The organism is Pseudomonas kairouanensis (genome assembly GCF_004682055.1).
Classification (GTDB): Bacteria; Pseudomonadota; Gammaproteobacteria; order Pseudomonadales; family Pseudomonadaceae; genus Aquipseudomonas; species Aquipseudomonas kairouanensis.
On the sequence record NZ_QUZU01000007.1, the window covers coordinates 150,865 to 171,063 of the forward strand.

Annotated in this window: 19 protein-coding genes; 10 read left to right on the forward strand and 9 right to left on the reverse strand. The window is 59.6% G+C overall.

Annotation, left to right across the window (positions count from 1 at the left end; all coding sequences use genetic code 11):
* Nucleotides 1–23: 23 nt before the first annotated feature.
* Nucleotides 24–4,766: an RHS repeat-associated core domain-containing protein gene (locus DYL59_RS08540; RefSeq protein WP_135288826.1), complete on the forward strand. Its 4,743-nt coding sequence runs from the start codon at nucleotides 24–26 to the stop codon at nucleotides 4,764–4,766.
* A 1-nt stretch (nucleotide 4,767) separates the two neighbouring features.
* Nucleotides 4,768–5,181, forward strand: a complete 414-nt coding sequence (locus DYL59_RS08545) for a hypothetical protein (RefSeq protein WP_135288782.1) — start codon at nucleotides 4,768–4,770, stop codon at nucleotides 5,179–5,181.
* 78 nt (nucleotides 5,182–5,259) lie between these two features.
* Here the strand turns inward: DYL59_RS08545 and DYL59_RS08550 are convergent, their stop codons facing one another.
* Nucleotides 5,260–5,847: an NUDIX domain-containing protein gene (locus DYL59_RS08550; protein ID WP_135288783.1), complete on the reverse strand. Its 588-nt coding sequence runs from the start codon at nucleotides 5,845–5,847 to the stop codon at nucleotides 5,260–5,262.
* A 10-nt stretch (nucleotides 5,848–5,857) separates the two neighbouring features.
* Entirely contained in the window at nucleotides 5,858–6,715 is an 858-nt protein-coding gene (locus DYL59_RS08555) for an SDR family NAD(P)-dependent oxidoreductase (protein ID WP_135288784.1), read from the reverse strand.
* 162 nt (nucleotides 6,716–6,877) lie between these two features.
* On the opposite strand from DYL59_RS08555, the gene DYL59_RS08560 reads away from it, so the two are divergent.
* Nucleotides 6,878–7,804 carry an alpha/beta hydrolase gene (locus DYL59_RS08560; RefSeq protein WP_135288785.1) on the forward strand — a complete coding sequence of 309 codons (927 nt, stop codon included), beginning with the start codon at nucleotides 6,878–6,880 and terminating at the stop codon, nucleotides 7,802–7,804.
* A 192-nt stretch (nucleotides 7,805–7,996) separates the two neighbouring features.
* Here DYL59_RS08560 and DYL59_RS08565 read toward each other — a convergent pair whose 3' ends face one another.
* Nucleotides 7,997–9,157: an alpha-hydroxy acid oxidase gene (locus DYL59_RS08565; protein WP_135288786.1), complete on the reverse strand. Its 1,161-nt coding sequence runs from the start codon at nucleotides 9,155–9,157 to the stop codon at nucleotides 7,997–7,999.
* A gap of 121 nt (nucleotides 9,158–9,278) precedes the next feature.
* Here DYL59_RS08565 and DYL59_RS08570 point away from each other — a divergent pair, with 121 nt between their 5' ends.
* Complete coding sequence (locus DYL59_RS08570; RefSeq protein WP_135288787.1) at nucleotides 9,279–10,064, forward strand: DeoR/GlpR family DNA-binding transcription regulator; 786 nt, start codon at nucleotides 9,279–9,281, stop codon at nucleotides 10,062–10,064.
* 78 nt (nucleotides 10,065–10,142) lie between these two features.
* On the opposite strand, the gene DYL59_RS08575 is transcribed toward DYL59_RS08570, so the two are convergent.
* Entirely contained in the window at nucleotides 10,143–10,349 is a 207-nt protein-coding gene (locus DYL59_RS08575; RefSeq protein ID WP_135288788.1) for a PLD nuclease N-terminal domain-containing protein, read from the reverse strand.
* 292 nt (nucleotides 10,350–10,641) lie between these two features.
* Between DYL59_RS08575 and DYL59_RS08580 the strand changes: the two genes are divergently transcribed.
* The gene (locus DYL59_RS08580) at nucleotides 10,642–11,118 is read left to right on the forward strand and encodes a hemerythrin domain-containing protein (protein WP_135288789.1); all 477 of its coding nucleotides are present in this window, start codon (nucleotides 10,642–10,644) and stop codon (nucleotides 11,116–11,118) included.
* Nucleotides 11,119–11,195: 77 nt separating this feature from the next.
* On the forward strand, nucleotides 11,196–11,435 hold the full coding sequence (locus DYL59_RS08585) for a hypothetical protein (RefSeq protein ID WP_135288790.1): 240 nt from the start codon (nucleotides 11,196–11,198) through the stop codon (nucleotides 11,433–11,435).
* 22 nt (nucleotides 11,436–11,457) lie between these two features.
* On the opposite strand, the gene DYL59_RS08590 is transcribed toward DYL59_RS08585, so the two are convergent.
* The 4 genes from DYL59_RS08590 to DYL59_RS08605 form a co-directional block, all read right to left on the reverse strand.
* Nucleotides 11,458–12,510 (reverse strand): molybdopterin molybdotransferase MoeA, encoded by a 1,053-nt coding sequence (locus DYL59_RS08590; protein WP_135288791.1) that lies wholly within the window; start codon nucleotides 12,508–12,510, stop codon nucleotides 11,458–11,460.
* 99 nt (nucleotides 12,511–12,609) lie between these two features.
* Nucleotides 12,610–13,926, reverse strand: a complete 1,317-nt coding sequence (locus DYL59_RS08595; protein ID WP_135288792.1) for an OprD family porin — start codon at nucleotides 13,924–13,926, stop codon at nucleotides 12,610–12,612.
* Between the two features lie 175 nt (nucleotides 13,927–14,101).
* Nucleotides 14,102–14,647 carry a putative natural product biosynthesis protein gene (locus tag DYL59_RS08600; protein WP_135288793.1) on the reverse strand — a complete coding sequence of 182 codons (546 nt, stop codon included), beginning with the start codon at nucleotides 14,645–14,647 and terminating at the stop codon, nucleotides 14,102–14,104.
* 62 nt (nucleotides 14,648–14,709) lie between these two features.
* Entirely contained in the window at nucleotides 14,710–15,093 is a 384-nt protein-coding gene (locus DYL59_RS08605) for a DUF2946 domain-containing protein (RefSeq protein WP_135288794.1), read from the reverse strand.
* A 180-nt stretch (nucleotides 15,094–15,273) separates the two neighbouring features.
* On the opposite strand from DYL59_RS08605, the gene DYL59_RS08610 reads away from it, so the two are divergent.
* Both DYL59_RS08610 and DYL59_RS08615 read left to right on the forward strand, forming a co-directional pair.
* A complete protein-coding gene (locus DYL59_RS08610; RefSeq protein ID WP_024074981.1) occupies nucleotides 15,274–15,879 on the forward strand; it encodes an SCO family protein in 606 nt (201 codons plus the stop codon).
* Nucleotides 15,879–16,346 (forward strand): copper chaperone PCu(A)C, encoded by a 468-nt coding sequence (locus DYL59_RS08615; protein WP_135288795.1) that lies wholly within the window; start codon nucleotides 15,879–15,881, stop codon nucleotides 16,344–16,346. Before DYL59_RS08610 ends, DYL59_RS08615 begins: the two co-directional genes overlap by 1 nt.
* Nucleotides 16,347–16,474: 128 nt before the next feature.
* Here DYL59_RS08615 and DYL59_RS08620 read toward each other — a convergent pair whose 3' ends face one another.
* The gene (locus DYL59_RS08620; RefSeq protein WP_135288796.1) at nucleotides 16,475–18,385 is read right to left on the reverse strand and encodes a sigma 54-interacting transcriptional regulator; all 1,911 of its coding nucleotides are present in this window, start codon (nucleotides 18,383–18,385) and stop codon (nucleotides 16,475–16,477) included.
* A 184-nt stretch (nucleotides 18,386–18,569) separates the two neighbouring features.
* Here DYL59_RS08620 and DYL59_RS08625 point away from each other — a divergent pair, with 184 nt between their 5' ends.
* A complete protein-coding gene (locus tag DYL59_RS08625; RefSeq protein WP_135288797.1) occupies nucleotides 18,570–19,436 on the forward strand; it encodes an NAD(P)-dependent oxidoreductase in 867 nt (288 codons plus the stop codon).
* Between the two features lie 9 nt (nucleotides 19,437–19,445).
* On the forward strand, nucleotides 19,446–20,150 hold the full coding sequence (locus DYL59_RS08630; RefSeq protein WP_135288798.1) for an RraA family protein: 705 nt from the start codon (nucleotides 19,446–19,448) through the stop codon (nucleotides 20,148–20,150).
* The last annotated feature ends 49 nt before the right edge of the window (nucleotides 20,151–20,199 follow it).

Below are 20,199 nucleotides of genomic sequence, written 5' to 3' on the forward strand. Positions count from 1 at the left end.
TTGGCTACCTGGTGCTGGCCGCCATGGATGCGAAAACGCGGGATGTCGAATCCGTGATCCGCGATTTCAACGGTTGCCTCAACACCTTCGACGAGTGGGCATCGAGTTATTTCAGCCTGTCCGCACTGGATGTAGAGCAGGTCTTCAAGGTGGGCGATGACGTGGCGCTGGTGGCGCCGATCAATCGCTCCCTGATCCCCAATACCACCACCGCCATGTGTGGCGCGAACGGCACCTTGACCCTGGTGCATTTGTTCCAAAGCGTCCGGTTTGTGCCCATTGGCAATACGCCGGTGATGCTGCAAAAGGTCGATCCAAACGGCGGCACACTGGGCGAGCCCATCCATCAAACCATTGGTCCCAGCGGCATTCTCGAAATCAAGGAATGTGATCGCAACCAGCAGTACCGAGTCAGCTTTTATCCCAACGTTTCCGAGCGGCATTACAGGGCGCTCTATGGCTCTTACCAGTCAGTAATCGCTTCGCAGGCAGATTGGCTGCGCAGTGAATGGGGCAACACATTCGAGCCGCTGTGGCGGGACTATTCGCAGGCGAATTTTCTCAAGCGTTATCTCTCGCTTCATCAAGCCTATGCACGCGGGTTTGGCGAGTCGCTGTATGCAGTCTGGGACACCATCAAGCAGCTGCTTGAGTGGCTATCAGCCCCCTTGGCGCATGCCGAAAAACTGCTGCATTACCTGTCCCAGGCTGAGTATGAACAGTTGCTTGCAGCTGGCGCCGAAACGATCGCCAAAGGCTTGCTGGTGCTTAGCGATGAGCCGTTGTTGTTCATCTATCTGTCGGCAATGGTCAGCTGGATGCGCATGTTGCCGCCGCCTTATATGAACGAATTGCTGGGGGAAATCAGCGCCGAAGTCCTGATCAATCTATTGCTGTGCCTCGCCACTGCCGGAATGGGGATGGCGATACGCATGAGTGTGCAGGTGCTGGGTGGCATCAAGTCTCGTCGTGCGCGTCAGTGGCTGGAGCATATGGCCCGGCAGTTTGGTAAAGCTCGCGCGGAGGAACATGCGCTACTGGCCAAACCGATTTTGCTGAGCAGTGCTGCAACGCCGATCAAAACGATTCCGGATGTGCCGTTGAAGGCTGGAGATCAGTTGGTTTCGAACCCGGTGGCGATGGTTCGGGACAAGGGTAGGCAGCGGACGGCGTTGGTTCGCCAAGAGCCGGTGGATGATGTGCCGGCTTCGGGTAAGAACCCCAATGGGGATGCTGCTGCAGGTTCGGATAAAACCGCCACTGACGGATGCCCGGTATCGATGGTGACCGGGGAAGAATTGTTGACGTTGGTTGACGGTTCGCTGGACGGGATTCTGCCGTTTGAGTGGACCCGGCTGTATCGCACCAGTGCAGTGGAAATGGATTGCGGGCTGGGGTTTGGTTGGTGCCACTCGCTGGCGCATCGGCTTTCTGTGGTCGGTGAATCAGTGGTGTGGACCGATCATGAAAATCGGTCGATTACCCTGCCCTTGCCCTGTTCTTCCCGACCGGCGATCACCAATAGCCTGGCCGAAGCGGCGATTTATCTGGGCGACAAGCCGGATGAGTTGGTGCTGGCGCAAGCCTCACGCTTTTACCACTTCGTTAACGGTTCGCTGACGGCGATCAGCGATGCGTATGGCAACCGGCTGCGTATATCTCGTGACGTTGTGGGGCGTATTGAGCGGGTAGATAACGGTGTTGGGCGTTCACTGTTTTTGCGCTACTCGGCTGATCGCATTGTGGCGGTGGAGTACCAGATTCAGCGGGCCAAGGACTACGAGCCCTACGTCTGGGTCACCGAGCAAAGCGTGGTTTCCTACGCCTATGACGAACTCGGCAGGCTGGTTTCGGCGACCAATGCCGTAGGCGAAACCGAGACTTATCGCTACGACGACCAGCACGTCATTCTCGAACGCGGCTTGGCCGGTGGGACGAGTTTTTTCTGGGAGTGGGAAAGGTCCGGCAAGGCGGCACGATGCATTCGGCATTGGGCCAGCTTTTCGCAGATGGACACACGCTATGCCTGGGATGACGACGGCCGCGTCACGGTGTTTAACGCCGATGGTAGCCAGGAAGTTTATGTACATGACCAGCGTGCAAGGCTGGTGCAGCGGGTTGATCCGGACGGCGCCCAGCACTTCAAATCCTACGACGACAACGGCCGGCTGACGGTTGAGCAAGACCCGCTGGGGGCGGTGACGGCTTATCAGTACGACGACGCTGGGCGTTTGGTGGCGGTGTTTCCGGGGGACGACGAGCCGACATCCTACGAGCATGACAACGGGTTCGTACGGGTTGTGCGCCGTGGTGAAGCGGTTTGGAAGTATGAAAGAAATGATCAGGGCGATGTCACGCGCAAGATCGACCCTGAAGGGCATATCACCGATTACACCTACAACAAATACGGGCAGCTGATTGGGGTTTGGTTGCCGGATCACAGTTGCCAGCGACTGATCTGGAATGAGCGCGGGCAGCTTGTTGAAGAACAACTGCCCAATGGTGGGATCAAGCGGTATCGCTATGACGATGTTGGGCGGCAGATTGCCCGTGAGGATGAGCACGGCGCGCTGACCGAGTATCAGTGGGACGCCGTTGGGCGGTTGGTTCGGGTAGTTCTGCCAGGTGGTGCGACGCGGGAATACAGCTACAACCCCTACGGAAAAATCACCGCCGAACGCGATGAGCTTGGGCGCGTGACTCGCTACGAATACGCGGATGGTTTGCACCTGATCAGCCGTCGCATTAATGCTGACGGCACCCAGGTCAACTACCGCTACGACAACGTTCGCTTATTGCTGACTGAAATCGAAAACGAGGTTGGCGAAACCTACCGGCTGAAATATCACCCCAACGGCCTGATCCAACAGGAAACCGGGTTTGACGGCCAACGTACTGCCTACGTCTACGACCTTAACGGCAACCTGCAAGAAAAGACCGAACACGGTGATGACGGCAGTCAGCTAGTCACCTGTTACCAACGCGACTTCGCCGGTCGCCTTGTCCGAAAAACCCTTCCAGATGGAAAGTCTGTCGACTATGCCTACGACCGCCAAGGCAACCTCCTTAGCGTCGACGACAGCCACTGGTTTTTAGCCTACGAATACGATCAACAAAACCGCCTCACCGCCGAACATCAAGGTTGGGGCACCCTGCGTTACAGCTATGACGCCTGCGGCCACCTGCAAAAACTCCGCCTGCCGGATAACAACCGTGTGGTTTTTAATCATGCCAAAGGCGGCCATCTCGCCACCGTCGAGTTGAATGGTGAAGTTCTCACCTCACACCTATTCAAATCCGGCCAAGAATTCCAACGCCAACAAGGCCAACTCCTCAGCCACTACCACTACGACGACCAACAACGCCTGCACGCCCACGCCGTCACACAACAAGAGCACTACCTCTACCAACGCCAATACGACTACGACAAAACCGGCAACCTCACCCGGCTCTTAGATACCCGCAAAGGAGAACACCTCTACCAGTACGACCCACTCAACCGCCTGACCCGCGCCGATCACTCCCAAAATCTGCAAGAACGCTTCGCCCACGACCCGGCGGGCAACCTGTTGATGCAAGACCGTCCGGGGCCGGACATCGTGGCGGGCAATCGGCTGCTGATGCAGGGCGGCAACCACTACGACTACGACGCCTTTGGCAACCTGATCCGTGAAAGGCGTGGCAAAGGTCAGCAACTCGTCACTGAATACCGCTACGACTGTCAGCACCGGCTGATCAGCGTCACCAAGCCCAACGGCCAAACCACCAGCTATCGCTATGACCCGTTTGGGCGACGCATCAGTAAAACCGTGGATGGCGTCAACACGGAGTTTTTCTGGCAAGGCGACAAGCTCATCGCCGAACACCACCAAGATAAACACCGCAGCTACCTCTACGAGCCCGATAGCTTCAGGCCTCTAGCATTGCTTGAGGGCTTCGGCCCCAAAGCCACCAAGCCTTTCCACTACCAACTCGACCACCTCGGCACACCCCAGGAACTCACCACGCCCGAAGGCGAAATCGCCTGGTCCGCCCACTACCGTGCCTACGGCGAAATTTCACGCCTCGACATAGGAAAAATCGACAACCCAATACGGTTTCAGGGCCAGTATTTCGACCAAGAAAGCGGGCTGCACTACAACCGTCATCGCTACTACAATCCGGATATTGGTCGGTACCTGACGCCTGACCCGGTGAAGTTGGCGGGTGGGATCAACACGTACCAGTACGTGCCAAACCCTACGGGGTGGATTGATCCACTAGGTTTAAGCAAGTGCCCCGGCGCGGACGGTTGTAAACCTGTAGCTAACGCCGACGAACCAGCGCATACCGCAAAAACTGGCAAGGCTGAGCCCGAACCGCCAAGCACAAGCGGTGAAACGGATTACCTATTTAGAGGAGACAGCAAGCACCCAGATGAAGTCTTTGAAAACGGATTCAAAAGTAAAGGAGAAAGCAACGACCTGTATCTGCACGCTCTCGACAGCAATGATCCGCCAAGCAACTTTATAAGTACCTCCCCATCAAAAATCACAGCGATAGACTTTGCAACGAGCTATGGAACGAGAAAAGGCTACTTGTATACTCTAAAAAGTATACCTGGGCATGACGTCAACCTGGAGCTCGGAAAGATGACACCTTTCTCGAACGAACAGGAATTCGCAATCCACAACAAGATTCACCCAGAAGATATTTTGGGGGTAACACCTGTAAACCGTGACGGAAGCTATGTCGGCTATTCAATTCCAAACCCGAAGAGAAAATAAAATGAAAACTCAAAATATTAAGGTGCTCATCAATGATCAGCGGGCGGAAGTCACTGTAAAGTATGATACCGAAAAACTTATGATGAGGTTTTCCGAAGCTGACAACTTCGAAAAAACCTATCGAGGAAAGGACATCTATACTTGCCTAGCGAAAGTTCGAGCGGATTTTCCTCATATAAAATTCCTCTGCAAAGGCGCAAAGATAAACGTTATGCCTTCAAGGATGGCGTCACAGATGAGTTCAGGACTGGTCGCATATGAGATGACACTAGGCAAACAAGCTACTCGAGATGACATCGTTCATGTATTTGACTATGAAGAGAGCAACCTAACTAACAACCCGGACGAGCAAATTGACTTTTTCAAAACATGGCTGGCGTCGCTAGGGGCGCAGAATTATGAAGATTTCAACTAAAACGTTATTGCTGCGGCTGGTTTAGGGCTGCTGCGCAGCCCAGCGCGGAGCAAGCCCGCTCACTACAAAAAAGCCGGGTTACCACCCTTCCTTAAACATTCGTAACTCCAAATGCTGCAACAACATGATGGTCTTGCCATCCACAATCTCCCCACTGTGTACCATCGCAAACGCCTGCTCAAACCCCAACTCCAACACCTCAATATCCTCACCCTCTTCTTCCAGCCCACCCCCATTGCCAACCCGATCCCCCGGCTGATACTCACCGATAAAAAAGTGAATCCGCTCCGTCACCGACCCAGGGCTCATAAACGCCGCAAAAATCTTCTCCACCGGCCCCACGCGGTAGCCCGTCTCTTCTTCGGCTTCCAGACGAATACGCTCTTCAGGGCTGGCGTTGTCCAGCAGCCCCGCCGCCGCTTCGATGAGGTAACCGTGGTAGTCGTTGACGAACGTGGGCATACGGAACTGGCGGATCAGCAATACGGTGCGTTGTTCGCGGTTGTACAGCAGGATGGTCGCGCCATTGCCCCGGTCGTACACCTCACGGGTCTGGTTTTGCCAGCTGCCGTCGCGGCGGCGCAGGTCGAAGCTGTATTTTTTCAGGTTGTACCAGTTGTCCGAGAGGGTCTCTTCGGCGGTGATGCGAACGGGGCTGTGGTCCATGGGTGAGGTCTCAAGTCAGAGGGTGCGCTTGTTTGATGCTGTCCCACATGGCGGCGACTTCTTCGGCCGTGCCGGCTTTAATGCGGGCAAGGTCGCGGGGGTAGTCGACGCCTGGGTTTTCCGTGAGGCGTGTGGCGGTGAACTGGCCGTTGCTGGCGCGCAGGATATACCCCGTGTCCTTGCAGTGCGCCGATGCCAGGAACACTACGCCGGGCGTCACCCACTCGGGCTTGAGTTCGTCCGGCTCCTCGGTAACGCCCCACATGCGGGTCTTGGCCACCGGCGAGATGGCATTGACCAGAATCCCAGCCTGCGCACCTTCGTGGCCCAAGGCGTTCATGATGCCCAGTTGCGCCATCTTGCCAGCGCTGTAGGCCACCAGGCCGGTCTGCTCGTACTGCGCGTACATGGCGCGGTCGGAGGTGGTGAGGATGATGCGCGGCGCAGATGAACGCAGCAGATGCGGCCAGGCGTGCTTGCACAGCCACAGCGGGGCGTAGAGGTTGATGTCCATGGCGCGCTGCAGGAACGCGGCGTCGAGGTCTGCGATGTTCTGGTAGCCCACCCAACCCGCGTTATGAATCAGGATATCGAGTTGGCCGAAGGCCTCGATGGTCGTGCTGATCAGTTGTCGGCAGCTGTCGTCCGACGACAGGTCGCCACCGTGGCCAATCACCGTCAAGCCTTGGGCCTGCAAGGCTTCGGCCGCCGCCTGGGCCACCGTTGCGTCACGCCCGGCACCGACGGTGTCTGCCCCGATATCACTGATGACCACCCGTGCTCCCGCTTGGGCCAGTGCCCGTACGTAGCTGAGCCCCAATCCGCGTGCGCCACCGGTAACGATGGCTGTCTTGCCGGTAAAATCCATGTCCGTGCTCTCCTGTTCGGCCGCCCACCCTAACAACCCCTGCACGCTTTGTTCAATGCTGTAACACTTTGCAAGCAATCCCCCTACACGGCTGTCGAATTAATTCCTGCCTGCGCGGGCCATCTGTTAAAACCCGTGCTTCACCTTTGCCCTGGAACCTTCATGTCTTCACCTTTTATGTCGCGCCTGAGCCTGCGCTGGTTTCCCCTGTTGTGCATGGCGTTGTTGATTGTCGGCTTGCCGGCAGGTTGTGCCGTGTTGCAGCACAAGGAGCGCGAACTGGTGTTTCGCATCGAGCCAGGCACCGCCGGCTGGTACACCGGCCTGCCCAAGGCGGTACAGGAGATCGAGCTTAAGCCCACGAGTTTCAAATCGGGGCAGAACATTCATGGCTGGTGGTACCCGGCCGACAAGAAGGACGCGCCCGCGATTCTCTACCTGCACGGCGTGCGCTGGAACCTGACCGGGCAGTTGTTTCGCATCGAGCAACTGCACGCGCTGGGGTATTCGGTATTGGCCATCGATTACCGTGGCTTCGGCCAAAGCAAGGGCGATCTGCCGTCGGAAACCACGGTGTACGAGGACGCACGTATCGCCTGGGAGCGCTTCCAAACCCTGCAACCCGACCCGAGCAAGCGCCTGATCTATGGGCACTCGCTGGGGGGCGCGGTCGCCATCGATCTGGCCGCAGAACTGGGTAAACAAACCCCGCTGCCCGTACGTGGGCTGGTGATCGAATCCACCTTCACGTCCCTGGCGGATGTGGCCACGGCGGTGGCGAATACCTCGTTACCCGTGCGCTGGTTGCTGTCACAGAAATTCGACTCCATCGACAAGATCGCCGATATCCATATGCCGTTGCTGGTGGTGCATGGCCTGGACGACCGCTACGTGCCGCCGCGTTTCAGTCAACAACTGTTCGAAGCCGCCCAGGAGCCCAAGCGCCTGTTGCTGGTGCCAGGTGCCAGCCACAACAACAGCATGAGCCTGGCGGGTCGCAGCTATGGCCAGGCGCTGGACAAGCTGATGCAAGCGAAGATGCCACCCCAGGTTGTGACGCACTCCACAGGCCGCAACGGCGACTCGTAAAAACGCTTTTCGGCACTGGGTTCGCGCTTGCGTGTCAAGCGCAAACCCTGGCCATACTGGCCCGCGCCGGCAGTTGATCAAATATTAACCTTTGGTTAAATCGCCATACCCGCCGGGGTCTGACAAAGTTATCCACAGAGATACCCACGGTTTTCGTGGACAACTCTTTTTAATTTTTTACGATTTTTTTGCTCAGTAAATGCTTTCGGGAAATGTGCCAGGCAACAAAATCTCGCGACTCACATCGCGTATATCGTTATACCCACACAGCGCCATCGACACGTCCAGTTCCCGCGCAATAATCTGCAGCGCCTTGGTCACTCCCGCCTCGCCCAATGCGCCCAAACCATACAAATGCGGGCGGCCGATCAGGGTGCCCTTGGCGCCCAGTGCCATGGCCTTGAGCACGTCCTGGCCGGAGCGAATGCCACCGTCAAGCCACACCTCGATGCGCTCGCCCACTGCGTCGACAATCGCCGGCAGCTGGCTGATGCTCGACGGCGCGCCATCGAGCTGACGCCCACCGTGGTTGCTCACCACCAGCGCATCGGCACCGGAATCGGCCGCCAGGCGTGCATCTTCCACATCCAGAATGCCCTTGATGATCAGCTTGCCGCCCCAGCATTTCTTGATCCATTCCACATCGTCCCAACTCAGGCTCGGGTCGAATTGCTGGGCCGTCCACGACGACAGCGAACTCATGTCCGCCACGCCCTTTACATGCCCGACGATGTTGCCGAAACCACGCCGTTTGGTACCGAGCATGCCCATCACCCAGCGCGGCTTGGTGGCCATGTTGAGGATATTCGGCAAGGTCAGTTTAGGCGGCGCCGACAGGCCATTGATCAAGTCTTTGTGACGCTGCCCGAGGATTTGCAGGTCGAGGGTCAACACCAGCGCATCCACGCCGGCCGCCTTGGCGCGTTCGATCAATTGCTCGATGAAGGCGCGGTCGCGCATCACATACAGCTGGAACCAGAACGGCTGGCCAACCTGTTCGGCGATGTCTTCCAACGAGCAGATGCTCATGGTGGACAAGGTATAGCGCAAGCCGAACGCGGCGGCGGCGCGCGCCGTGAGAATCTCGCCGTCGGCGTGCTGCATGCCGGCCAAGCCGGTGGGCGCCAGGGCCACCGGCATGGCCATGTCCTGGCCGATCATGCTGGCGCGGATCGAGCGCTGATCGATATTGCGCGCCACGCGCTGGCGGAACTTGATCTGGGCAAAATCGCTTTCATTGGCCCGGTAAGTGCTCTCAGTCCAGGAGCCGGAATCGGCGTAGTCGTAGAACATCCGTGGGACACGTTTTTGCGCCAGCTTGCGTAAGTCTTCGATGGTGGTAATCAACGACATCTAGGTCACCTCTCCCTGAACTGAGCCCTGAGAGTAACCGTGCATTCCCGGTTCAACCAGCCATTGCGTTTAAATCAACGGAAGACTAATCTCGCACAAACCCGCAAAAAGACGCACAAACATGCACAATACCCATCAAGCCATCGACCTGCCTTCTTTGCGTAAACAGAAGATTTTGTTGCTGCTGGAACGCGACGGCAAAGTCACCGCGTCGGAATTGGTCGAGCACTTTGCTGTGTCCCAGGACACCATCCGCCGCGATCTCGGCGAACTCGCCGCCGCCGGCTTGCTGCAACGCGTTCACGGCGGCGCGCTGCCCCGGCCCAAGGACACCGGCAAGGACTTCTTCACGCGTGTCGGCGAGACCAGCGACGCCAAGCGCCACCTTGCACAACTGGCCGCCGATCGTGTTGAGGATGGCCAAATCGTACTGTTCGATTCTGGCTCCACCACGCTGCAAATTGCGCAGTCATTGCCACGTTCAATTCGCCTGACAGTCGTCACACCGTCCCCGATGATCGCCATTGCCCTGGCCGATCATGCACAGGTGAAAGTCATCCTCGCCGGCGGCCAACTCAACCCCGCCACCCTCTCCACCAGCGGCCACGAAGCGGTGCGCCTGATCCAGAGCATCAAGGCAGATTTATTGTTCACCGGCGTGTGCGCGTTGCATCCCCAAGTAGGCATCACCTCACTGCACTTTGATGAAGTAGCGGTGAAGCAGGCGTTGCTCGACAGTGCATCCCATGTGGTGGCGGTGACCATGGCCGACAAGCTTGGTGCAGTGGAGCCGTTTGTGGTGGCGCCGTGCGAGCGTATCCACACGTTGATTACCGAGTGGCATGTGCCGAGTGTCGAGGCGTATGAACAGTTAGGTTTGGAGGTACTGCGAGTAGAGGTGGAGTAGCGCCGGGCCGCTGCGGGCTGAACTGGCAGGCAAAAAAACAGGCGCCTGCAGAGCGCCTGTGTTCGTTCAGCCACAATTTCAGTTGCGACGATGTTCCGGCATTTCGCGTTTTGGCCCAAACATGGCCCACGCAATCAACCCGAACAGCGGCACAAAAATCAAAATGACCAGCCACAACCCCTTGGTCTCCCAGCCACTGGTGCTGCGCAACACCACGTTGATCGCCCACAGTTCCAACAGCAGCAAAATCACTGCCAAACCTATCCAGACGTAATGTAATTCCATGGTTCACCTCCTGAGGTCTTAAGCGTTAGGTCAACCAATTGAGCCGAGGGTTCATTAAAAAGTACCGGGGCGCTTTCAAGCCGTCGTACTGGCTGTGCGTAATGCACGTCATGAACGCCCGGACCATGCAAGCTGCACGACACACCTCCCCCCAGGTGCAGCGCATATGATTGATTTGGCATGCAAATTCAGAATCGCTCAACTTGGTACAACTGATGCAGGTTCATCCGTGAAGACACAGTGAAGAGGCGCGCATTCCGACGCACCCGCCAGCCCTGCACGAGGACTACCCATGAACGCCATCGACCTGCTCAAAGCTGACCACCAACGCGTCAAGACCTTGCTGACTCAACTGAGTGAATCCACCGAACGCGGGGTGAAAAAACGCACCGAACTGTTGGCCAAGCTCGAAGCCGAAATCAGCCTGCATACCAGACTGGAAGAAGAAATCCTTTACCCGGCCTTCAGGAAAGCCGGCGGTAAGGAGCAAGACATCATGTACCACGAGGCCAAGGAAGAGCACCGCACTGTCGACTCATTGGTATTGCCGGACCTGAAGCAGACCGAGCCATCGACCACCGAGTTTTCGGGCCGCGTCAAAGTGGTCAAGGAACTGCTCGAACACCACATCGAGGAAGAGGAAACCGAGATGTTTCCCCAAGCGAAAAAGCTGCTCGATAAAGCGACGCTAGAAGCCTTGGGCGCCGAGATGGAAGCCATGAAGGCGGCGCATAAAAAGCAGCAAGCAACCAAACCCATTGCAGCTTGATTGTGGCACCTGCGAAGCCTGGTGAAGTCTGGGCTTCGCAAGTTGATTGATTCATCCAAGTGATAGGAGATTGCGTCATGAAGACCCCTTCTTCCCAACGGATTTTACTCATCCTCGGCCTTTCACTATTGCTCTCGGGGCCCACCCTCGCCGCCTTTGGCGACAACACCGCCCCCGCCGCCAATGCGCTGCCCCCTGGCACTATTCCCAGCAGCCAATCCGACGGCGAGAAAAAAACCGACACCCGCCAACAAGCGCCCAAGCCGGACGACAGCCAAAAGGACAAGGACAAGCAGCCGCCACGCTCAGGCAGCTGACGCCGCACGCCCATAGCTCAGATCAGTGAAAGTCGGCAAATGAGAGGTACGGCACGGGTGTGCCCTTGAATACCTGCTGGTCGGCTTCGACGATGACCAAGCCGTCAGCCCAACAGGCGGCGGTGAGCAACGGTGGATTTTGCTGAGGGTGCAGGATCGCGCGCAGTTGCCCATCCAGGCTCGGGCTCAAGCGGGCAAGCAGGTAATGGCGACGGGTGTCCGGCGTGAGCCAGTCAAACCCGGCGGGCACGCTGGCCGGGGTGGGCGATACCCGCTGCGCGCCCTGGGCACGCAATAAAAAGGGGCGCACCACCACCAAGGTGGTGACCAGTGCATCGGCAGGGTTGCGCGGCAAGCCGATCCACGGTTTGCCCAACTGTTCGAGCGGGTTCTTTTCGCCAGCCGATGCACCGCCGGTACTGAGCAGCACGTCGCATTCGGATGCGGCCAGTGCCAGTGCATCCTGGCTGGATGTCAGGGCATCGACCAGAACCTCATAGTCCTGCACCTCCACGCCCCACCTGCGCAACAACGCCGCCACCAGGTAACGGTTGCTGTTGAATACCTGCCCACGGGCCAATGATTCGCCCGGCTCGCGAAGCCCGTCTCCCCCGTTCAACAGGCACACCCGCAAGGCGCGGTAAACCTTGACCCGTGGAATCCCCGCTGCAGCCAACAGCCCGAGTTCCTGGGCACGCAAACGCTGACCTGCGCATAACACCCGCTGCCCGCGCTGCAGCTCTTCACCCCGTGGTCGCACATGCTCGCCCGCCCGCAACGGCGGGCACCAAAGGCGCGAGCCATACACCCGGCAACGCATCTGGGGCACCACGCTGTCAGTGCCTGGCGGCAGCGGCATTCCAGCAGCCACTGGCAGCGCCTCACTGCCCAACCCCAGGTAGCCGCCCTGCTCCGGCACGGCTGCGGCGCGCAAGGCATAGCCCTCCACACTGCTGGTGTCCCAACCCGGTAGATCAAGGGGGCAGAACACATCTTCGGCCGTCACCCGCCCAAGCGCCTGAGCCAACGCAACCACCTCGGTAGACAGGGCCGGCGACGCAAGGGACAGGGACATGGTGTGGCGTTCCAGAAAGTTCGCCACAGTGTGGTAACTGGCGCAGCGTCACCTCTTGACCACGGTCAACATCCGGGCGCGACGTGACGCCACAGCGCGTTACATCAGCGCAATGCTGTAGCTGACAATCAGCCGGGTTTCGTCCTTGTCCGCCGTGTCGTTGCCACGCGCGACTGCGCTGCGCCAGGTCAGGCCGAGGCCCTTGAAGGTGCCCGACGGCACCACGTAATCGATGCGCAAATCCCGCTCCCACTCGCTGTTGTCCCGACGCGCTGCCTGGATGTTGCTGCCGCGAATATAGGTGACGCTGGACTTCAAGCCGGCCAGGCCCAATTGAGTGAAGTCATAGGTATAGCTGCCCACGGTAGCCTGCTCCCCGGCATTGATGAACTTCAGCGACTGGGCGTTGGTAATCAGGTAGACCGAGCGGCCCTGCCCCTGGTTGATATGGGGGAAGTCACTGTTGCCGGTGGACTTCTGATAACCCAGGCTCAGGGCGTGGCCTTGCAGCGAATAGGTGAACAGTGCGCTCCACAAGCGGTTGTCGACCTTGCCCGCATTCACACCCGGCGCGTAGTAACCCGAGCTGACATACCCTTCTGCGCGCCCTGCGGCACTGGCGTTCTTGCCGTCGGACGTGCTGTTGAAATAGCGCAAATCCGTCTTGAGTTGCCCCACCGGCAATTGCCAGTTGTGCACCAGGCCAAGGAAGTGCTGCTGGTAAAAGTTTTCCAAGCTGGCGTAGTAGTACTGCACTTGCAGTTGCTTGGTGACGGTGTAATCGGTGCCGGCGTAATAGAACTGGTTGCTGAACTTGCCTTTGTTCGGGTCGTTGGCCCCGGCGATGGACAGGCCCTGGTCGTTGCTGGAGTTGCGGTCCACCACCTGTTCGATCTTGCCGGCAACCAGGTTGAAGTCCTTGAGGTCCTTGGAGTCCACCTGATACCCGCGAAACATCTGCGGCGTCAGGCGTCCGTCTTCATAAGTCAGTACGGGCAGCTTGGGCATCAAGGTGCCGACCTTCAATTGGGTTTGGGAAAAACGCAGCTTGCCCGTGGCACCGGCCTTGCTGAAGTCATTGGCGGCCTTGCCATCGGACAGCGGGAAAACGCTGCCGGGCGTGTTGTCCTCACCCGCCTTGCCGGCCCGCCCGGAAGCGTCAAGGCGCAGGCCATACATGGCTTGCAGATCCAGGCCAACGCCCACCACCCCTTCGGTAAAACCGGACTGATAGTTGAACATGAAGGCCTGGCCCCACTCCCGGTCCGAAGGGGCGCGGCTGTTGCGGGTGTCCTGGTTGTAATAGAAGTTGCGCAGGTCGAGGCTGGCTTTGCTGTCGTCGATAAAACCTGACGCAACCGCCTGCTGCGCGGCCCCCAGGGATACGGCCAGGGCCAGGCAAGTCTTTGGGTTCATGAAGCGCTCCGAGAAGTGATTGAGACAACCCATCGCGCCCCGGCCTGTTGTTGTTATAGGCCGGTGAGTGGTTGTATTCGACGGGAGCGCGCACGGTATAGCCTTGGCGGCCACGGAAAAAACCGCCAAAGCTGTCATTGTGTTTTTCAGTCTGCGCAACAATCCACAGCTGGGTTCAGGGCACCGGCAGCCACTCGCGCAGCGGTCCCTGGGCGCCCAATGGGCACCAGGCAAAATCCCAGCCTGGAACGGGCAATGCCAGGCACTCGACACCCACCCGCGTCGCGTCCTTCCAATCGCACACGGTGAGGCCTTGCCAGGCCACCACCACGCCCCGGGCCGAACTGGCATCGGTATTGACCCAACGCGCAGCCGCAGCGGCCATGAACGCCTCGATGGGCTCATCGTCAATCTGCGCGCGATAGGTTGAGCCCAGCAACCAACGACAGACATTCAGGTGATACGTCCAGTCCGGGGTCGGCTGGTTGCGGTACGCCCAGGTCATGAAGCTGCGAAACAGGTTGAGGCCCTCCGGCGGGTCGAGCTTGAGCAGCGCCGGGCAGATATCGAACAGGGTGTGCCAATACGGCAACAGGCGTGCATCCAGGTGCACGAAGCAGCGGGAATTGCTGGGGTAATCAGGCCGCAGAGGTTCTGCGCGCAGACGGCGCGATGCCTTGCTGACCAGGCGACTGGCGCCGGCAGGCAATACAGGGTTCATGAAACGCACTCACAATCGTGACGATAGAACGCCTCCTGGTTGCAGGAGGCCCAAGACACACGTCAGGAGGCTGGGGAAGCGCGAGGGTTGGCCGAGGGCCAGGAGTAGCGCGGCGGCGCCTTGTTGCGTCGCTCATGGGCTGGGCGCGGGGTTTGTCCAAGGCCCAGCAGCCAGGCCAGGCCAATCAAAAACACCAGCGCGACGGTGAGCGCGTTGCAAACCGGGCAGGCAAAGTAGTTCGAGATGTTGCTGGAAGACGGGCTGCCCAACCCTTTGTCGGAAAGTGGCGCCGGCTTGCTGTTCACCGAACAGAACGCACCACCGATACCATTGAGGGCCTGGCCGGTCATCTGCCCATGCCCCAAACCGCAGACGAACAGGTTCATCAGCACGCAAAAGTACAGGGCCCAGGCGATCAGCGAACGGTCGGGGTGGCTCAATTTCATGGCGGCGACTCTACCACCCCAGGCGCACCGAAATGAAGCACAGAGCGCCCCTGTGGCAGAACGTCGCACGTTACGCAGGGCGTCCAGGGTTGGTAGACTTTGCGCCCTCCTCGTTACTCCTTTTCCAGGCCTGCGTGTTTGACTTCACACAATGCCGGCGTTTCACAGGATGCACAGTTGATGAGTACGTTATTCACCCGCCGCAAGGTCCTGACCGGCATGGGCCTGTTGGGTCTGGGCCTGCTGGCCGGTTGTGACAACAGCCCCAAATTGAACTTCAAGTACGGCAAGGACCTGAGCGACAAGATCATGGGGCGCACCTTCAAGCTCAAGAACACCGAGGGCGACACCGTCACCCTCAGCTCCTACCGTGGCCTGATGCCGGTGGTGTTCTTCGGCTTTACCCAATGCCCGGCCGTATGCCCCACCACGCTTGCCCGCGCCGCCCAAGCCAAGAAGCTGATGGGCCGCGACGGCGAGATCATGCAGGTGATCTTTATCACCCTGGACCCGGAACGCGACACGCCGGAGATTCTCGACAAGTACGTCAAGGCCTTCGACCCCAGCTTCGAAGCGCTGTACGGCACCCCGGAAGAAATCGCCGTGGCCGCCAAGGAGTTCGGGATCTTCTATGAAAAGATCCCCGCCGGCGACACCTACACCCTGTCCCACACGGCCACCAGCTTTGTGTTCGACACCCGTGGCAACCTGCGCCTGGGCCTGCAGGCATCCCTTACCGCTAAAGAGTGCGCAGAAGACCTGCTCACCGTCATGGAGGTCTGTTAATGACTGCCGTTCAACACCTCAAGCGCCTCACCTTCGGCCTGACCCTGCTCGGCCTTGCGGCGCACGCTAGCGCCCAGGTGCAAGTGACCGATGCGTGGGTACGCGCCACCGTGCCAGGCCAACCGAGCAGCGGCGCGTTCATGACCGTCACCGCCGACAGCGACAGCAAGCTGCTGCGCGTGGCTTCGCCGGTGGCCAAGGACGTGCAGATCCATGAAATGAGCATGAAGGACGACGTGATGCGCATGGGCCCTGTGGACGCAGTCGCCCTGCCCGCCGGCAAGGCCGTGACCCTCGACCCCAACGGTTACCACGTTATGCTGATGGGCCTGACCGGCCAGATCAAGGAAGGCGACCAGGTGCCGCTGACCCTCACGGTGGAGAACGCCAAGGGCGAGCAGCAGTCCATTGAAGTCAAGGCCCCGGCCCGTGGCCTGGATGGCATGGACCACAGCAAGATGCATTGATACCCCTTGAACTGTAGGAGCGAGCTTGCTCGCGAAAATCGTCAACGATAACGCGTGAAACCTGGAGAAACGCGTTGCCTGTGAGTGCTTCGCGAGCAAGCTCGCTCCTACAGAGGCCTGGGTGGCGGTCAGTAGCGTGTGGTGTCAAAGCACGCCGGGTCTTGATCCAAATACTTCTTCATGCGCCGCCACAGGGTGGTGGTGCTGATGTTCAGGCGCTTGGCGGCGGCTTCGCGGTTGCCGCGGACGCTGCTGAGTACCTCGTGCAACACGGCCAACTCGCTCTTGCTAGCGGCACCCTGCTCGACCTTCACGTCGGTTGAAAGGTCTTCCAGCACCTCCTCCAGCCACGGCTGTGCAAACGCCCGCCCCTGGCTCATCACGGCCAGACGCTCGACGATATTGCCCAGTTGCCGAATATTGCCCGGCCACGGGCAAGCGCTCAGGCGCGCGAGCAAATCCTGCGCAGGTTCGGCGGTGTCGATGGGCAGGCTGCGCAGCAAGTGGCGCACCAGTTCGGGGATGTCTGCACGGCGTTCACGCAGGGCGGGCAGGTGCAGTTTGAGCACGCAGATACGGTAGAAAAAGTCCTCACGAAACAGCCCCTGGGCCACCAACTGCGGCAGGCTTTTGTTGCTGGCGGTGATGATGCGGATATCCACGGGCGTGACCTTGTCATCACCAATGCGCACCACCTTGCGCTCCTGCAAGGTGCGCAGCAGTTTCACCTGGATGTCGGTGGAGGTTTCGTTGATTTCATCCAAAAAGATGGTGCCGGTGTGCGCCAGCTCAAACACCCCGACCTTGCCTTCGTTGAGTGCGCCGGTGAAAGCGCCTTTGACGTAGCCAAACAGTTCGCTCTCCAGCACGCCCGGCGCAAATGCCGCGCAGTTGATCGCCACGAACGGGCCGTTTTTGCGGCGCGAGGCGTTGTGAATGCTCTGGGCGAACAGCTCTTTGCCGGTGCCGGTTTCGCCCTCGATCATCACCGTGCTGTCTACCGCCGCATAGGTCAGGGCCAGGCGCTTGGCCTTGGCCAGTGCCGGGCTGCTGCCGATGATGTCATCGAAGGTTTTTTCCGCCAGGTGCAGGCGTGCCAATTGCCGGCGCATCTTGCGTTCGATGGCGGTGATTTCGGTCTGGCTTTGCAAGGTGGCCACGGCGCCGATCACTTGGTTGTCCAGGGTGATCGGGGCGATGCTCAACGTCAGCGACAGACGCCCCAGGCTGATCAGCGCACCGCGCACCGGGCGGCCGTGGTTGAGCACCTGGCTGAAATAGTCCTGGGTCAGCAAGCCATCGATGCTGTCACCCACCCCCAGGCTGCCCAGGTAACCCGTGGCCACGCTGTTCATATTGGTGAGGGTGCGCTGGCTGTCGACACTGAAAATACCTTCGGACACGCAATTGAGGATCGACTGGATCATCTCGTAGCGGCTCTGCAATTCCACGCGCTTGAGCCGCCGCTCCTCCTCGATCTGCAACAAGTGCAAGGCTTCATCGATGGCCTCGTCGGCCGCATCCGGGTCGGCCTCGGACATGATGTAACGCATGCCCCGCGCCATCACGGCCTGGCGCGATGACAAGCCGCCAATCGCCACTTCAATGCCTTGCGCCTGCAACCGATCCAACTGCGCCTCGGTGGCCTGGCTGCTGCCCAAGGGGTCGATCAGGCAAATCGACACCTGCGGCATGAACGGCCGGGCCTTTTCCAAGATCGTCGCATAGCCCTCGGAGGTGGCCAGGAAGGCGACCTTGTCCGAGACCTGCTGCGCCTTGTGATAGGCATTGATGCAGTCGAAAAACGTGTGTTTGACCTCGACAATGGGCACCCGCAATTGCTCGCGCAACACACTGGCGGTGCGCCCACGGCTGATGATCACACTGACGCCGCTGTCGAGCAGTTGGCGCGCCTTGAGGGCAGCGTCGTGCTGGGCGGCTTCGATCACCACCAGGGTCAAGCCGCGCTGCTGGAGGATGCCGTGCATCACCGAGGTCAGGGTGCTGGAGGGGGAAATGACGGCGATGGTGCCTTGCATGGCGGGGCCTCGGACAGCATGGGCGAAGATTGCAGACTATTTCACTGCGCAATATTTTGAAATGCAGTGCAACGCAGCATTTCACCCAAAAAACCCTAACCCATTGTTTTATATATAATCTCAGGCAGTGGCACAGCCCTTGCTCTTCCTTCATCAATAACAAAGACAATGAAGGAAACACTGGATGGATATCGTCTTCATCGGGTTTGGCGAAGCCGCCTACCACCTCTGCACGGGCCTGCGCACCACCGGCGATCTACAGATCGGCGCCTACGACGCCCACGTCAGCCCCACCCTGCAACAACGCGCCGAGCAACTGCACGTCACCCTCTTCGACTCCCTGGAACACGCCTGCCGCGATGCCCGCTTCGTGGTCTGCCTCACCAGCGCCAGCAGCGCATTGGCCATTGCACAAAAAGCCCTGCCGCTATTGGTCGCCGGGCAAACCTATGTCGATATGAACTCCGCCGCGCCCACCGTCAAACAAGCCATCGAACAACTGCCCCGCCCCGCTGGCGTAGGCTTTTGCGACAGCGCGGTGATGGGCACCGTGCCCGGCAATAACCATCGCGTGCCTATGCTGCTGGCAGGCGACGGCGCGGCTGCATTTGCCGAGGCCTTCACCCCACGAGGCATGCATTTGACCGTACTGGACGCCGAAGCCGGTGCCGCCTCGGCCATCAAGATGCTCAAAAGCGTGGTGATGAAAGGCCTGCCGCAATTGCTGCTGGAAGCCTTCCAGGCCGGCGAAAAGTTTGGCGTGCTGGACACACTGGTGGCGTCTCTAGGGGATTCGCTCAACGGCAAAACCATCGAGCAACTGGCCAATACCTTCACCGCCCGCACGCTGATCCACGCCAAGCGCCGCAGCGCAGAAATGGACGATGCGGTGGCCACCCTCGAAGCCGCCGGCGTCGACCCGGTAATGACCCGCGCCACCCACGCCCAGCTCGAAAACCTGGCCGCCACCGACTGGGCCAGTCTGCTCGGCCCCGGTGGCAGCGACATGGATTTTCGCACCGCCATCGCCCACTTTGCTGCCCACGCCTGAGGCCCCGTCATGAACACTGAACATTACTTCCCCCTGCCCGACCTGATCCCCGCCGACCTGCTGGCGCGCTTTCGCCAACTCAGCCCGGCGCAACTGTGCGACGGCATGCAAAGCCTGGGCATCCCGCGCAACGGCTGCATGGACGCAAGCCTCATGCCCCTGGATGAAAGCAAGGTGATGCTCGGCACCGCCTACACCGTCGACACCGAAGACGGCGACAACTTCCCCATCCACGTCGCGGTGTACCAGGGCCAGCCCGGCTACGTGCTGGTGGTGGCGGGCAAGGCCTACCCCGGCCGCGCCTACATCGGCGACCTGATGGCCGGTGCCGCCCAGGCCGTAGGCTTGGCCGGCATGGTCATCGACGGTTGTGTGCGCGACAAGGTGCCATTGGCCCAACTGGACATCCCGATCTACGCCAAGGGCTTCATGCAGCGCAGCCCCGGCAAGCAAGGCCCCGGCAAGATCAACGCCACCGTGACCTGCGCCGGTGTCGAGGTCGCACCGGGCGACCTGGTATTCGGCGATTACGACGGCGTCACCGTGGTGCCCCGCGCAAGCCTGGTGGAGGTGCTGGAAGCCTCGGAGAAAAAAAGTGCGTATGAAAACCAGCGCCGCGACGTGATCGACGCTTACACTCGCGCCCGAGACAGCGGCCAGCCCTTGCCGGCACTGGCCCCGGCCTGGGTCACCCAACTGCTGGAAGGCCAGTAACGCTCAAGGCTGTACCGGGGGCGCGTGGCGCCCCACCTGCTGCGCTCAC

Coding starts and splice junctions, on each gene's coding strand:
- DYL59_RS08540 (WP_135288826.1), top strand. CDS start 24: ATGGATGCGAAAACGCGGGATGTCGAATCCGTGATCCGCGATTTCAAC.
- DYL59_RS08545 (WP_135288782.1), top strand. CDS start 4,768: ATGAAAACTCAAAATATTAAGGTGCTCATCAATGATCAGCGGGCGGAA.
- DYL59_RS08550 (WP_135288783.1), bottom strand. CDS start 5,847: ATGGACCACAGCCCCGTTCGCATCACCGCCGAAGAGACCCTCTCGGAC.
- DYL59_RS08555 (WP_135288784.1), bottom strand. CDS start 6,715: ATGGATTTTACCGGCAAGACAGCCATCGTTACCGGTGGCGCACGCGGA.
- DYL59_RS08560 (WP_135288785.1), top strand. CDS start 6,878: ATGTCTTCACCTTTTATGTCGCGCCTGAGCCTGCGCTGGTTTCCCCTG.
- DYL59_RS08565 (WP_135288786.1), bottom strand. CDS start 9,157: ATGTCGTTGATTACCACCATCGAAGACTTACGCAAGCTGGCGCAAAAA.
- DYL59_RS08570 (WP_135288787.1), top strand. CDS start 9,279: ATGCACAATACCCATCAAGCCATCGACCTGCCTTCTTTGCGTAAACAG.
- DYL59_RS08575 (WP_135288788.1), bottom strand. CDS start 10,349: ATGGAATTACATTACGTCTGGATAGGTTTGGCAGTGATTTTGCTGCTG.
- DYL59_RS08580 (WP_135288789.1), top strand. CDS start 10,642: ATGAACGCCATCGACCTGCTCAAAGCTGACCACCAACGCGTCAAGACC.
- DYL59_RS08585 (WP_135288790.1), top strand. CDS start 11,196: ATGAAGACCCCTTCTTCCCAACGGATTTTACTCATCCTCGGCCTTTCA.
- DYL59_RS08590 (WP_135288791.1), bottom strand. CDS start 12,510: ATGTCCCTGTCCCTTGCGTCGCCGGCCCTGTCTACCGAGGTGGTTGCG.
- DYL59_RS08595 (WP_135288792.1), bottom strand. CDS start 13,926: ATGAACCCAAAGACTTGCCTGGCCCTGGCCGTATCCCTGGGGGCCGCG.
- DYL59_RS08600 (WP_135288793.1), bottom strand. CDS start 14,647: ATGAACCCTGTATTGCCTGCCGGCGCCAGTCGCCTGGTCAGCAAGGCA.
- DYL59_RS08605 (WP_135288794.1), bottom strand. CDS start 15,093: ATGAAATTGAGCCACCCCGACCGTTCGCTGATCGCCTGGGCCCTGTAC.
- DYL59_RS08610 (WP_024074981.1), top strand. CDS start 15,274: ATGAGTACGTTATTCACCCGCCGCAAGGTCCTGACCGGCATGGGCCTG.
- DYL59_RS08615 (WP_135288795.1), top strand. CDS start 15,879: ATGACTGCCGTTCAACACCTCAAGCGCCTCACCTTCGGCCTGACCCTG.
- DYL59_RS08620 (WP_135288796.1), bottom strand. CDS start 18,385: ATGCAAGGCACCATCGCCGTCATTTCCCCCTCCAGCACCCTGACCTCG.
- DYL59_RS08625 (WP_135288797.1), top strand. CDS start 18,570: ATGGATATCGTCTTCATCGGGTTTGGCGAAGCCGCCTACCACCTCTGC.
- DYL59_RS08630 (WP_135288798.1), top strand. CDS start 19,446: ATGAACACTGAACATTACTTCCCCCTGCCCGACCTGATCCCCGCCGAC.